Annotated in this window: 9 protein-coding genes; 6 read left to right on the forward strand and 3 right to left on the reverse strand. The window is 51.8% G+C overall.

What is annotated here, in order from left to right:
* Positions 1-60: 60 nt before the first annotated feature.
* Genes arsR through arsC form a run of 5 tightly spaced genes read left to right on the forward strand, consistent with a single transcriptional unit; the run spans position 61 to position 4,366 of the window.
* A complete protein-coding gene (gene arsR / locus ACJ9N4_RS11325; protein WP_411500495.1) occupies positions 61-411 on the forward strand; it encodes an As(III)-sensing metalloregulatory transcriptional repressor ArsR in 351 nt (116 codons plus the stop codon).
* A gap of 48 nt (positions 412-459) precedes the next feature.
* Complete coding sequence (gene arsD / locus ACJ9N4_RS11330) at positions 460-822, forward strand: arsenite efflux transporter metallochaperone ArsD (RefSeq protein ID WP_182271423.1); 363 nt, start codon at positions 460-462, stop codon at positions 820-822.
* Between the two features lie 17 nt (positions 823-839).
* Positions 840-2,591: an arsenite efflux transporter ATPase subunit ArsA gene (arsA, locus tag ACJ9N4_RS11335; protein ID WP_182918363.1), complete on the forward strand. Its 1,752-nt coding sequence runs from the start codon at positions 840-842 to the stop codon at positions 2,589-2,591.
* A 47-nt stretch (positions 2,592-2,638) separates the two neighbouring features.
* On the forward strand, positions 2,639-3,928 hold the full coding sequence (gene arsB, locus ACJ9N4_RS11340) for an arsenite efflux transporter membrane subunit ArsB (protein ID WP_182918362.1): 1,290 nt from the start codon (positions 2,639-2,641) through the stop codon (positions 3,926-3,928).
* Between the two features lie 12 nt (positions 3,929-3,940).
* Positions 3,941-4,366 carry a glutaredoxin-dependent arsenate reductase gene (gene arsC, locus ACJ9N4_RS11345; protein ID WP_182271420.1) on the forward strand — a complete coding sequence of 142 codons (426 nt, stop codon included), beginning with the start codon at positions 3,941-3,943 and terminating at the stop codon, positions 4,364-4,366.
* Positions 4,367-4,430: 64 nt separating this feature from the next.
* Here the strand turns inward: arsC and ACJ9N4_RS11350 are convergent, their stop codons facing one another.
* Together ACJ9N4_RS11350 and ACJ9N4_RS11355 are read right to left on the reverse strand one after the other, a co-directional pair.
* Entirely contained in the window at positions 4,431-7,928 is a 3,498-nt protein-coding gene (locus tag ACJ9N4_RS11350; protein WP_411500496.1) for a response regulator, read from the reverse strand.
* 262 nt (positions 7,929-8,190) lie between these two features.
* Positions 8,191-9,465 carry a tetratricopeptide repeat protein gene (locus ACJ9N4_RS11355; protein WP_182918360.1) on the reverse strand — a complete coding sequence of 425 codons (1,275 nt, stop codon included), beginning with the start codon at positions 9,463-9,465 and terminating at the stop codon, positions 8,191-8,193.
* A gap of 468 nt (positions 9,466-9,933) precedes the next feature.
* On the opposite strand from ACJ9N4_RS11355, the gene ACJ9N4_RS11360 reads away from it, so the two are divergent.
* On the forward strand, positions 9,934-12,879 hold the full coding sequence (locus tag ACJ9N4_RS11360) for a transporter substrate-binding domain-containing protein (protein WP_182918359.1): 2,946 nt from the start codon (positions 9,934-9,936) through the stop codon (positions 12,877-12,879).
* A gap of 56 nt (positions 12,880-12,935) precedes the next feature.
* Here the strand turns inward: ACJ9N4_RS11360 and ACJ9N4_RS11365 are convergent, their stop codons facing one another.
* Entirely contained in the window at positions 12,936-13,634 is a 699-nt protein-coding gene (locus ACJ9N4_RS11365; protein WP_182918358.1) for a response regulator transcription factor, read from the reverse strand.
* Positions 13,635-13,658: the final 24 nt, after the last annotated feature.

Here is a 13,658-nt window from a genome sequence, read left to right on the forward strand (position 1 = left end):
ATGTGTTATTGATTTTATGATGCTGACGTGTACCATGGACCTAAATAAGAAGGAGGAATAATGTCTCTGACAGCCCTGCAGCTTTTCAAAAACTTGTCCGATGAAACTCGTTTGAGTATCGTCCTACTACTCAGAAAAATGGGAGAGCTGTGCGTGTGCGATCTCTGCACGGCGCTGGATCAGTCACAACCCAAGATCTCCCGCCACCTGGCAATGCTGCGTGAAAGCGGTTTATTACTGGATCGTAAACAGGGCAAATGGGTTCACTACCGCCTATCCCCGCATATTCCTTCCTGGGCTGCTCAGGTGATTGAGCAAGCCTGGTTAAGCCAACAGGACGACGTACAGGCCATCGCCCGTAAGCTGGCATCGGCAAACTGCTCTGGTAGCGGTAAAGCTATTTGTATCTAAAAAAATTTGCCTGAACATATGTGATTTTTCGAATGTGAGGTATTCAGAATGAAAATGTTAACGGTGTTTGACCCGGCAATGTGCTGCAGTACCGGTGTATGTGGTTCCGATGTCGATCAGGTTCTGGTGGATTTCTCTGCTGATGTCCAGTGGCTGAAAGAACGCGGCGTGCAGGTTGAACGATACAACCTGGCACAGCAACCTATGAGCTTCGTTCAGAACGAGAAAGCGAAAGCATTCCTCGAAGCATCTGGTGCAGAAGGTCTTCCGCTGCTGTTGCTGGACGGTGAAACGGTGATGGCTGGGCGATACCCAAAACGTGCTGAGCTGGCTCGCTGGTTTGGCATTCCGCTGGAGAAAGTAGGTCTGGCTCCCACCCGTTGCTGTGGTGGTAATACTTCCTGTTGTTGAGTATGTCAGGAGGACATATGAAATTCTTACAGAATATCCCACCTTACCTGTTTTTTACCGGTAAGGGAGGAGTGGGCAAAACCTCCATTTCGTGTGCGACGGCTATCCGCCTGGCAGAACAAGGTCAGCGTGTGTTGTTGGTCAGTACCGATCCTGCCTCCAATGTCGGCCAGGTATTCGATCAGACTATCGGTAATACTATTCACCCTGTGACTGCAGTTCCCGGACTTTCCGCACTGGAGATCGACCCGCAGGAAGCCGCCCAGCAATATCGGGCCAGAATCGTTGATCCTGTCAAGGGTCTTCTGCCCGAGGATGTTGTTAACAGTATCAGCGAGCAGCTTTCGGGAGCATGCACCACTGAGATTGCGGCGTTCGATGAATTCACTGGCTTATTGACGGACGCTTCTCTGCTGACGCGTTTTGATCACATCATTTTTGATACTGCACCAACGGGCCACACTATCCGCCTCCTCCAGCTTCCCGGAGCCTGGAGTAACTTTATTGAAAGTAACCCGGACGGTGCTTCCTGCCTCGGCCCGATGGCTGGGCTGGAAAAGCAACGTGAGCAGTACGCTCATGCGGTTGAGGCGTTATCAGATCCTGAACGTACCCGGCTTGTTTTGGTTGCACGGCTGCAAAAATCAACGCTGCAGGAAGTCGCCCGCACCCATGAAGAGCTGGCTACGATTGGCCTGAAAAACCAGTATCTGATTATTAATGGTGTTTTACCTGCAGCCGAAGCAGAACATGACGTATTAGCGGCTGCGATATGGCAACGGGAACAGGAGACGCTGGCAAATCTTCCCGCTGGTGTATCAGAATTGCCGACAGATACTCTGTTCCTGCAGCCGGTGAACATGGTTGGCGTGTCCGCATTAAAAGGACTGCTTGATGTCCGTTCTGAGGCTTATTCACGCCCTGAACAAAACATAGCTTACCGACCTGAAAATCCGTCACTCTCTGACCTGGTTGATGAAATCGCCCGCGATGGACACGGCCTGATTATGCTGATGGGCAAAGGTGGCGTCGGTAAAACCACGATGGCTGCTGCTATCGCCGTCAGGCTGGCGGATATGGGGTTCGATGTGCATCTCACAACCTCAGATCCTGCCGCGCATCTCAGTACCACGCTAAACGGCTGCCTGAATAACCTGCAGGTCAGCAGGATCAACCCCCACGATGAAACCGAACGCTATCGCCAGCATGTTCTTGAGACGAAGGGGAAAGACCTGGACGACGCGGGGAAACGCCTGCTGGAAGAAGATTTACGTTCCCCCTGCACCGAAGAAATTGCCGTGTTCCAGGCCTTCTCCCGCGTGATCCGCGAAGCCGGTAAGCGGTTTGTGGTGATGGATACGGCTCCCACGGGGCACACGTTGTTGTTGCTGGACGCAACCGGGGCCTATCACCGCGAGATTGCTAAAAAAATGGGGAATAAAGGTCATTTTACTACCCCAATGATGCAGCTTCAGGACCCGGACAGAACCAAAGTGCTACTGGTTACGCTGCCAGAAACCACACCGGTGCTGGAAGCGGCGAACCTGCAGGCCGATCTCGAAAGAGCGGGGATCCATCCGTGGGGCTGGATTATCAATAACTGCCTTTCCATTGCGGATACGCGTTCTCCGTTGCTTTGCCTGCGCGCCCGGCAGGAACAGCCTCAGATTGAGGCCGTTAAGCAACAGCACGCTGACCGTATAGCGCTCGTTCCGGTACTGGCGTCTGAGCCTGCCGGTATCAAAAAACTCAGAGAGCTGACGAGTTAATTTTTTTGTATATACAGGGCGGCTCTGCCGCCCTGTCAGGAGGATGTATGTTACTGGCAGGTGCTATTTTTGTCCTGACCATTGTGTTGGTTATCTGGCAACCGAAGGGATTAGGGATCGGCTGGAGTGCAATGCTGGGTGCGGGACTGGCGTTGATTTCTGGCGTTGTACATTTAAGTGATATCCCGGTGGTGTGGAATATCGTCTGGAACGCGACGGCAACGTTTATTGCCGTGATTATTATCAGCCTGCTGCTCGATGAATCCGGCTTTTTCGAATGGGCTGCATTGCACGTTTCCCGTTGGGGAAATGGTCGTGGCCGCCTGCTGTTTACCTATATTGTTTTGCTCGGTGCTGCGGTGGCTGCATTATTTGCCAACGATGGCGCGGCGTTAATTCTGACACCCATCGTTATTGCCATGCTGCTGGCATTAGGCTTCAGTAAAAGCACGACACTGGCATTCGTTATGGCTGCCGGGTTTATTGCCGATACTGCCAGCCTGCCGCTTATCGTGTCGAACCTGGTGAATATCGTTTCAGCGGATTTCTTTGGTCTGGGATTCACCAAATATGCGTCGGTAATGGTTCCGGTTGATATTGCCGCCATTGTTGCCACGCTTGCTATGCTGCATCTGTTCTTCCGCAAGGATATCCCACAGGCTTACGATCTGGCGCTCCTTAAGACACCGGCAAAAGCAATTAAAGATCCGGCTACATTCCGCACTGGCTGGATTGTTTTGATTCTTCTGCTGGTTGGTTTCTTCGTCCTCGAGCCGCTCGGTATTCCCGTTAGCGCAATTGCGGCAGTTGGGGCGGTAATTCTGTTTGCCGTGGCGAAACGAGGTCATGCCATTAACACCGGCAAAGTGCTGCATGGTGCCCCCTGGCAGATCGTTATCTTCTCACTGGGGATGTATCTGGTGGTTTATGGGCTGCGGAACGCCGGGCTAACCGAATACCTCTCAGGTGTGCTGAACATGTTGGCGGATAAAGGGCTTTGGACCGCGACGTTGGGTACTGGCTTCCTGACGGCGTTCCTGTCTTCCATCATGAACAACATGCCTACCGTGCTGGTTGGCGCGCTCTCGATTGATGGCAGCACGGCAACCGGCGTTATCAAAGAAGCGATGGTTTATGCCAACGTGATTGGCTGCGACCTGGGCCCGAAAATCACCCCTATTGGTAGCCTGGCAACACTGCTCTGGCTGCATGTACTTTCACAGAAGAATATGACGATCACCTGGGGCTATTATTTCCGCACCGGAATTATCATGACTCTGCCTGTGCTGTTTGTAACGCTGGTCGCACTGGCGCTACGTCTCTCTTTCACTTTGTAATGAGATACAGATATGAGCAACATCACTATTTATCACAACCCGGCCTGCGGTACGTCGCGTAACACACTGGAGATGATCCGCAACAGTGGTACTGAACCAACGGTAATTCATTACCTTGAGAACCCACCGTCACGCGATGAACTGGTTAAACTCATTGCCGATATGGGGATCACCGTACGGGCACTGCTACGTAAAAATGTTGAACCCTATGAAGAGCTGGGACTCGCGGAAGATAAATTTACTGACGATCAGCTAATCGACTTTATGCTGCAGCATCCGATCCTGATTAACCGTCCGATTGTGGTGACACCGTTGGGCTCGCGTCTGTGCCGCCCTTCCGAAGTGGTGCTGGATATCCTCCCAGATGCACAGAAAGGGGCTTTCGCAAAGGAAGATGGCGAGAAAGTTGTTGATGATACCGGCAAGAGACTGAAATAAAAATGAAGGGGGCGATTGCCCCCTTATTGATCGTCGGCCATTCTGCAAAAAATATGCTGACGCCTCACTCCTGATGTGCCAGCCACTCATTAAACTGTTCCATCTCTTCCAGCACACGTTCGACCAGCGGCTCAATCGTGTCCCAGCCCTGCGCATTGTTGCAGGCAACTTCCAGCGCCTCACATGTCTCTTTCAGCGACATAAAATGCATCATCCGCGCACCGCCGTTAATCCGGTGTGCCATGCGGCCAACCTTATCGCAATCTCGCTGTTCAAGTCGCAGCTTAAGCTGGTCGGCGTCCTGGTTATTCACCTTTATCATTTCGAGCTGAAGCTGACGTGTTTTATCGTCAGCGACAACTTCAGCTTTTCGGGGACTGGCGAAATACCGCTCCAGGATTTCCTGCAATTTTTGCGGCATAAGCGGTTTTTCCAGATATTCATTCATCCCGGCATCAATACAGCATGCCGCCGCTTCTGTACCACTCATGGCAGTTAAACCAAAAATGGGGATCGCCCGGTACCCTTCCCGTTGTTCATGCTGGCGGATCTGCCGGGTCAGTTCGTAACCATCCATCACCGGCATAGTACAGTCCGTAATAATGGCGGAATAGCCCTCAGGCTGCTCTTTCCACATTGCCAGTGCCTCTTCACCCTGCGTGGCTAAAGAGACGCGATGTCCCCACGCCTCAAGCCGCTGCTGTAAAGTCTGACGCGCGGGAGGATAATCATCCACCACCAGAATGTGCAGGCTGGCAAGGCTGTCCGGCGTCGGGTGATGCAGGGTAATTTTCGCGGATGGCGTGGCGTCAAAGAGGAAACTCACCACGCACCCTTCGTGTGGCTCGCTTTCAATACGCACTTCGGCTCCTGCGGCACGCGCCATATGCAGACAAGCGGGTAAGCTAAAACCGGTGTCGGTCCACTCTGATTTGAGCGTCACATTGTTCGTGCGTCCGATGATCTGTGCCTGCGTTTGTTCAGAAATGCCCCTCCCCCGATCGCACACCTCAATCACCAGCCGGACACTTTCAACGCGTGGGTCACTGCTTCCCTCGTACACCTCGACATCAATTGCGTCGCCGTCAGCGTGTTTGATGGCATTACGCAGGAGGCTGGAGAGGATGCGGATAATTAACAGCGGGTCGGTATCGTAGCGCTGCGCTGAAAGCTCAATCAACACGTTCAGGCTAATGCCTTTAGCTTCAGCCTGCTGGCGATAGAGTGCTACCGTGCTGTGGATCAGCTGCGGCAGATTCGTGCTGCGCGTTAAACCAAGTAGTTGCGGGTTATCAGCACGGAAAACATCAAACATGTCGCCGATTAGCGAGAGCAAACTAAGGGATGACTCCCAAATAAGATTCAGATTCTCATTGCGCTCCTGGCGTTCGTCCAGCGCCTGAAGTTCCAGTTCCAGCAACCCCGTAATCACGTTGAGCGGTGTGCGAACTTCATGCCCCATGCTCAGCATGAAGGCGTTTTTGCTGGCAATAGCCTGTTCCAGATTACTTTTTGTTTCAGAAAGTTGGGCAATCAACAGCTCTTTTTCTGTGATATCCAGCCAGCCGCCAATTAACCCACCAATCTCTCCCTGACCGTCATGCCACGGCACAACCCAACCCTGTAAGTATCGCGGTTGCTCATCAATCTGAAATCTGGCGGACCAGTTCTGCGGCTGGCCATCCTGGAGCGCCTGGCGGTACCGGCTTTCGATCACCGCTAACTCCGAAGGTTCAATCGTATCAATGGCGGTGATCGGCAAACCTATCAGATCCTGTCCTGACAGACCGATGGTATCGCTCCAGGCCTGGTTATAACGCAGTAAATTCCCCTGTCGATCGCGGACATAAAGCGCAACAGGTGAAGCGTCAATTAACGATTGCGTAAATTTCAGCTGCTCTGCCAGCTTCTGCTGCCAGACAGTGCCGCGGCGTAATGCACGGCGTAAATACTGGATCCACAGCCACCCGCCCACCACAACCAGCAATAGCAATATGCTCCATAGCAGCGAGTTCACTAACGTGCTTTTATTCCAGATTTCACTGTTTTCTAGCGCCGCCTGACGCCAGTCACCCGCCATCTGCATCAGTGCGCGTGGCTGCATATCGGCCAGCGCTTTGTTCATGATATTAATCGGCTGGCTGCTTTCCGTCTGCGCTGACAACACCAGGTCGACAGGTGTCACAGGAAGGGTTACCGCCAGATGAAAACGGGTTGGGTGGTGGAGAGTCACGAGGTAGCTGGCAATGAACTGCGGTGCAATCACCCCACGTACTTCACCGCGCTTTAACCGTTCAAGGGCATCGTCCATATGAGGGACTTTCACCAGTTTAATGGTGGGATACCAGGTTTCCAGCCAGGGCAACAGCGGGTCGTTCGCCTGAATGGCAATTTTCTCACCTTTCAGCTGTGAAAAATCACTCGGGCGCTTGATGCCCTGATCCATCACCACCACGGCTGGCGTGGTCAGTAAAGGGGGCGTTTTGGCCGCACCGCTTTTGGTCTGCTGCGGCGTATCGACAACCTGTTCAACAAAAAGCGCGTCAGGATGAGCGCGCTTCATTGCCAGAAATTCGGTATCGTTTTCAACGCTCAGGATCGAAAAGCGAATGCCGTATTGATCGTTAAACTGATTAAGCAAGTCGACCACCAGCCCCTGGGGTTCCCCCTCACTGACAAACGAGACTGGCCTTTGACGACGGTCAATAATGACCTGAATTTGTCCGTGCTCGCGAAGCCAGCTTTCCTCCCTGGGATCTAACCCCAGTGGATTCGTGGTGATGACAAAGCTACGGTTCAGACCCCAACTGGTCGCAATGCGCAAACGGCTGGCTAAGGACACATGTTTAAATACGGTATCGATGGATTCCGCCAGCAACGGGAGCTGTCGGTCAATGCCAAAACTCATGTTCAGATTAGGTATCGTCGGGCTGAACGTCCAGCTCAGGTCTCTGACCTGATGGTATTGCGTAAGATATTCCGCACTGGCCCGGTTAATCCACAGCGCATCGATTTGTTTAAAGGCTAGCGCACTGATGGCGGTGGTATACCATGACTGAAAACGCAGCGTACTCTCCGGGTACTGACGTTGCAGCGCCGTGCTGGCCTGGCTTCCCGAGACCACCCCAATCACTTTATTGCGCAGATCAACAGGCGTTTCCCCCGGCGTTTTCTGGGTCATCAGAACCGCTTTATCCAGTAACCACGGTGGTGAAGCTTGCAGATCCGGGCTTGGCCACAGCGCCGGATTCCAGATAGCCACCATCTGAATTTCCTGACGCTGCAATGCCAGTAATGCCTCACTACTGTGTTCGTAGTAATGCAGCTTAATTTTTACCTTCAGACTGTCTTCCAGCAGTGCCAGGTAATCAGCGGCAATACCGCCAAAGACGCCGTGCCCCATCCCTTCGCTTAGCGGCGGCTGTTCTTGTCCCCAAACACCCACATTCAGCGTCGAATGGTTATCCAGCCATCGTTGCGCGGCCTCACTAAACTGGACATGTGGTGCGTTAACCTGAGCACGACGTTGCAGTTCCAGTGGCTGGGCGTGCAGTTGCCACATACAACACAAGGTAAAAAGAAAGCTAATTAACCGGGCTGATAAAAAACGCATCGTAAGAGTCGTTCCCTGAATAAAACATGCTGGAAAATAAAATTATACCGATGACCCGGCTTACCCTGAGTAAGCTTTGTCTTGTTCTGCTGAGAAGCCTCCGGGGCAGACAAGACCCAGACAGTATAAGACCGGACTGATTGTCGCGCCTGTTTCGTCCCGGTAAAAATTCCCCTTCATGTGGTTCAGGCAGGAATGCAGGCCGCCAACATTACATTCCGCGACGGTCATCGTCGTTGACCATCTCAACCTTTACGTCACCAAGACGAAATCTATCAGCAAGGAAAAAAGGGACCGGCAGCTTCCACTGCCCCTGCCGCACGGGAGCCGTATAGCGCCAGGCATTACCGTCCATTTTCAGTAACACAACCTGTTTTTCCCCGTCCTGTTTCTGGCTGGGCCCCGCCATTACCGTAAACCCGGCGTTGCTCCCCACATGGAAATGTTCTGCCTTCCAGCAAACGGGTGGATGCGCAGGCCACGGCTCGGCATGATGAAAACCAAAAATATCATCATGGCTAAGAAGACTTTGCCGCACAGTAGACCACAACACCGCCTTCAGGAAATACTGGTCTGTGAAGCGGGCATTGCCCTGATATTGCGCAACAAAATCACGCATCATTCCTGCAACATTCGGGAATATACCACCGCAACCTGCCCACATCCCGGCCAGTAAAAGCTCGGTATGGGTAAAATAGTCACGCATATGGTGAAAGTACCAGGGCGAACAGAGCCACGCCTCTACACAGACCTGCTCGCGCTCAGAGAGCAGCGAGTCGGCATCGCGAACTAAAAAGCGCTCAACCGTCGGGTCGTCCATCACCAGAAATCGCCATAATGTGGGATAGATACCTTTTTCATGACTCATGTCGACCAGTTGAGCCCCTGCCCCTTGCAGACGTTGCCAGACATGCTGAGGCACGGAATTATCCAGATACACACGGCAGCACCAGCCAGGAAACAGTGATTTTGCGGTTTCAATATTTTTAATCAGCGTTTCGCAGTAGCGCGGCTGGTCACCGTACAGGCTGAAGGCGATAATGTTCTTTTCCCGCTGCATGGTATCAAACGGGCGCGGTGGCGTTGAAGGTAGCGGCCAACATTTTCCATGACCAAAGCGTTGATCGGACAACGTCAGCGATTCAAGCCCATAGAGATGCATCTCCTGGGTTTTTCCCATGTGCCCACACAGTTCGGCAAAACCATCCAGCCAGGTTTCAGAGGCTTCATGCCGCTGCGGCGACTGGTATATTTTTCGGTACACCTTATACGCCCGATCGTGCTTTCCCTGGCGCATCAGGCTCAGGGCATAGTCACTCTGCACAGACATATTTTTTGGCAATACGGACAAGGCTTTTTCACAGCAGAGCGAGGCCCGGGCATAATCCCCCGTTGCCATAGACTGGCGATATATTTCCGCCAGTGAATTAAATTGCTGGTTTATCGCGGCGTGGTTTACGGGTCGACGTTGAGACGCTGGGCGCATAATAATCCGTTCAATTAATTAATCAGAAAAAATTAAGTCAATTTTTTCACTGTTTCTGATTGCTCACGATAAGACCCGTCTCGATATTCCCGCACGATGGCAGGAAGGAAAAGTGCGTATTCAGCCCTTTTGAATTTCACTTAAGGGGTGTTTTCGCAGTAAACAAATAATAATCATTAAATTTTTCAACGACATTGTTATTTCATTACAAAAACAACCAAGTCAGGTCTTATAACAATTTCCCGCTGGTTTCGTCATCATGCGCGCACATCAATGATGTATTACCTCGGCAGGCTCCGGCCACGGAATGGTTGAAATCCTCTATGAAGGATGTCTTTTCATCAGCTATACAGTAAGTTATGGGGTAACTCATAACGGTTGTTTTGTTATGTTTCACTCACAGCACACCAGATGCACGGGTAATGAATCCCCCTGGTCACTTCGTCTGTAGGAGTCAGTTAAAGAGATATGCGTCACTATTTTCGCCATTTTTTGCTGCTGGTTTTACTCTCGCTTTCAATGCCTTCAGCGATAGGCGATGAATATAAGATCCTGATGAGAACGTCTGTCCAGAGCCTGCAGCGCTTATCTCTCACCCCCGATCAAGCCGCGTTTATCAAACAACAACGGCAGTTGAATGTGGGTGTGACCCATTATGATGTGCCACCTTTTGGCATGCGTAACATTCGCAATGAGTATGAAGGCTTGAGTGCCGATTATACGGGGTTGGTCGCCTGGCAGCTCAACCTGCCGGTTAACGTGAAGGTGTTCAGCTCCTCCGAAGAGGCATGGCAGGCGCTGGCACGCGGCGATATTGATCTGATCCCTTCTGTCGCAGCATTCCAGGATAACGAAACCTTTGCCTTTTCCTTACCTTATGCCAGTGATAAACCGGTGCTGGGCCTCAATGATAGCGATACTGCAGCACTGGCAGAAGATCTGCATGACACCGACGTCGCGATGCCGAGGGACTATCTCCCCCTGTCACAGGCTAAAGCTACCTACCCTAACGCCCGTTTTCGCCTGTTTGATAGTTATCAGGAAGCACTCAGCGCGGTGGCATTTGGTCAGTCACGGGTTTACCTGGGCAACAGCTACTCGCTCAGCCGAAACTACCTGAACAACATTCATGTCGAGCGATTATCACGACTGGCCAGTCGCGAAGTGGGGTTTGCTGTTAGCCAAAAAAATCCGCAACTCCTCAAACTGATTAATGCCGCAATCAGGGCTGTGCCAGAAGATGAAAAACAGGAGCTTTATCGTCTCTGGCAGCCTGACCGTATCGATCTCGCACAGGGGTCAAAATCCCTTTCCTTTACCGGGCAAGAGAAAGAGTGGATCAAAAAACACCCAGTCGTTAACGTCCTGATCTACAGTCAGGACAATGCAGCCCCGGTCTCATTTATTGATAATAAAGGTGTTCTGCGCGGTATTGCCGCCGATCTGTTTTCCGTTGTGTCACTCAGAACAGGTTTGCAGTTCCGTTTTGAAACGGGCAGTACCACAGAGGAATTGATTCAGAAGGTCAACGAGTCAAGCGCGGATATGCTCGCATCGATAACACCAAGTGAGGCGCGTAAAAACAAAATACTCTTCACCCGCCCCTATCTGCGCAGTGCCTTTTCCCTGGCAACAGCGGCAAATCGTCACGACATTCATATGCTGGCAGACCTGCGTGGCAAGCGGCTGGCAATGGTAAAAAACATTGGCGTGGAGAGTATGGTGCGTCAGCGTTACCCGGAAATTGAAATTGTTCATGTGGGTAATGAATCACAGCTGCTTTCCACCGTTCTTGAGGGGAAAGCGGACGCCGCCGTGGGTATTCTGATCATGACGGACTATCAGATCGTCTCCAACTTTCAGGACAAGCTCAAAGTGGTGTCCATTGTGGGCGATGCCCCCGTCTGGGTCTCCTTCGGTGTAGGGCTGGCCAACCCGGAGCTTCAGGGCATTCTGGATAAAATTTTACTGAGCATTCCCCCTATTGAACTGGAAAATCTGGCCAACCGCTGGAGGCCAAACGAACTGGTGGTTGTCGACAGTTTCTGGTATCGCTACCGGGAAGTATTGATCGCCACCGCAATCTTCAGCGCCGTATTGATTATTCTGGCGCTGGGATGGGCTCTCTACCTGAACCGACAAATCGCGCGTAAAGCGGCACTTCGCCGTCAGATGAACACGCAGCTTGTGCAATTGCGTGAGGTCATCACCGAGCGTGAAACACTCCTGGTCGAACTCAGGGAAGCCAAAGACAGGGCGGAAGATTCTAACCGGGCGAAATCTGTTTTCCTGTCAACCATGAGTCATGAAATCCGCACGCCAATGAATGCAATTATTGGCATGCTGGATATTGTGCTGAAAAAAGGACGTCGCGGTGAGCAAGATATTCAGGCGCTGGAAGTGGCTTATGAATCAGCGGAAGGACTGGTGGGTTTAATTGGCGATATTCTGGACATTTCCCGTATTGAGGGTGGGCATCTCGATTTCAATCCCGAAGCCACCAACCCCGGCACCCTGATTAACAATATGATGCGGGTTTTCCAGGGCGTTGCCATCGAGAAAAATATAGAGCTAACCCGAACATTCCCGACGGAACCGCTGACAGATGTCTATGCCGACCCATTACGCATTAAACAGGTTCTGTCGAACCTGTTAAGTAACGCCATTAAGTTTACCGACATCGGGAACGTATCACTGACGCTTCAACAGTCTGAAGGCCCGGACAATGACAGCGTCCACTATATTATCGATGTCCAGGACAGCGGCGTCGGGATTGACGCCAGCCAGCAGGCGGCCTTGTTCAGGCCGTTTAGCCAGGCAGAAAACCGCCGTGCAGGAACTGGGCTGGGGCTCTATATCAGTCGGACCATTTGCGAAAGCATGGGCGGTACGCTCACGCTGAGCAGTGAGAAAAACGTGGGTACCACTGTGAGAGCGACCTTTACGTTGCCGAAAGTGAAAACGGCGGCCGTTGCCGATGTCCGGCAGCATGAAGACGAGGACAAAATTCCCGCCCTGAAGATCCTGGTGGTGGACGATAACCCTGCTAACCGGATCCTGCTGGCTAAACAGTTAGCCTGGTTAGGACAGCAGGCTTACCTTGCGTCGGCGGGACATGAGGCGCTGGCTATCTGGGAAAAAGCAGATATCGATGTGATCATTACCGACTGTAACATGCCCGGCATGAATGGCTATCAGCTTACACAGTTGATTCGCAAGCGTGAGCGTGAACAAAACAGCGCGTCTGCCTGGATTATCGGTTTTACCGCGAATGCCATGCATGAGATTACGGAGCGTTGTTTACAGGCGGGTATGAATGACTGCCTGTTTAAGCCCTGCTCAATCAATCATCTTGCGGCTGCACTGCGAAATATTCACCCAGTCAGACACGAAGCATCGGGCGAAACGGTATAACTGAGATAAAAAAAGGAGCCTGTAAAAGGCTCCTGATAAAGGAATGAGTGAAGGCATTAAAGCAGTTGGTCGTGCCAAAGAAACAGTTCGGAGTCCGTTTTCACGCCCAGTTTTTTCATGGCCGACTTCTTCTGCCCGCTTACCGTCTTACGGCTACGCTGGAACTTCTCTGAAATCTGTAAGACAGACATTCCCCCGGTAAACAGGCGCAGCACTTCAAGCTCCTTGGGTGACAGCTGATCCAGACGACCGATGCCATCAATCACCTGCGGTTCATTGTCACCGTCTGGCCCCGTTTTCGGGCCTGCACAAGGCTCTGAAATCAGGTAGAACTCTTTCTCCATACTTTCTGACAGAGAGATGCGCCCCGCCGCGACCTGACGCGCCGCATTAACCACCTCGGATAAATCGCGGCTTTTACCAACATGCCCCCGCACGCCGATTTTTAATGCCATGCGCACAATCGCCGTATTTTCCAGCGTGGATGAAAGCAGAATTTTCAGCCACGGGAAGTTGCTCATGAGCTGTTTGATCATCGGTAAACCGTCGATCTCTTCATCACCAAGCAGATAGTCAAGAACCAACACATCAACACGATTGTTGCGTAAGAAATTCATGAGTTCGATACGACTGGCAAAGCTGCCTTTTAGTTCGAAATCAGGTTCCTGGCTAAATATAATCTCCATCCCCTTACGGACAATCGGGTGATCGTCGAGTAAGGCGACGTATATTTTTTTACCTGAAAACGGATTCATACATATTCTCTTTTATGCCTGCAG

It is taken from the genome of Enterobacter sp. LM3 (assembly GCF_046622475.1).
Lineage (GTDB): Bacteria > Pseudomonadota > Gammaproteobacteria > Enterobacterales > Enterobacteriaceae > Enterobacter > Enterobacter cloacae_P.

Coding starts and splice junctions, on each gene's coding strand:
- arsR (WP_411500495.1), top strand. CDS start 61: ATGTCTCTGACAGCCCTGCAGCTTTTCAAAAACTTGTCCGATGAAACT.
- arsD (WP_182271423.1), top strand. CDS start 460: ATGAAAATGTTAACGGTGTTTGACCCGGCAATGTGCTGCAGTACCGGT.
- arsA (WP_182918363.1), top strand. CDS start 840: ATGAAATTCTTACAGAATATCCCACCTTACCTGTTTTTTACCGGTAAG.
- arsB (WP_182918362.1), top strand. CDS start 2,639: ATGTTACTGGCAGGTGCTATTTTTGTCCTGACCATTGTGTTGGTTATC.
- arsC (WP_182271420.1), top strand. CDS start 3,941: ATGAGCAACATCACTATTTATCACAACCCGGCCTGCGGTACGTCGCGT.
- ACJ9N4_RS11350 (WP_411500496.1), bottom strand. CDS start 7,928: ATGTGGCAACTGCACGCCCAGCCACTGGAACTGCAACGTCGTGCTCAG.
- ACJ9N4_RS11355 (WP_182918360.1), bottom strand. CDS start 9,465: ATGCGCCCAGCGTCTCAACGTCGACCCGTAAACCACGCCGCGATAAAC.
- ACJ9N4_RS11360 (WP_182918359.1), top strand. CDS start 9,934: ATGCGTCACTATTTTCGCCATTTTTTGCTGCTGGTTTTACTCTCGCTT.
- ACJ9N4_RS11365 (WP_182918358.1), bottom strand. CDS start 13,634: ATGAATCCGTTTTCAGGTAAAAAAATATACGTCGCCTTACTCGACGAT.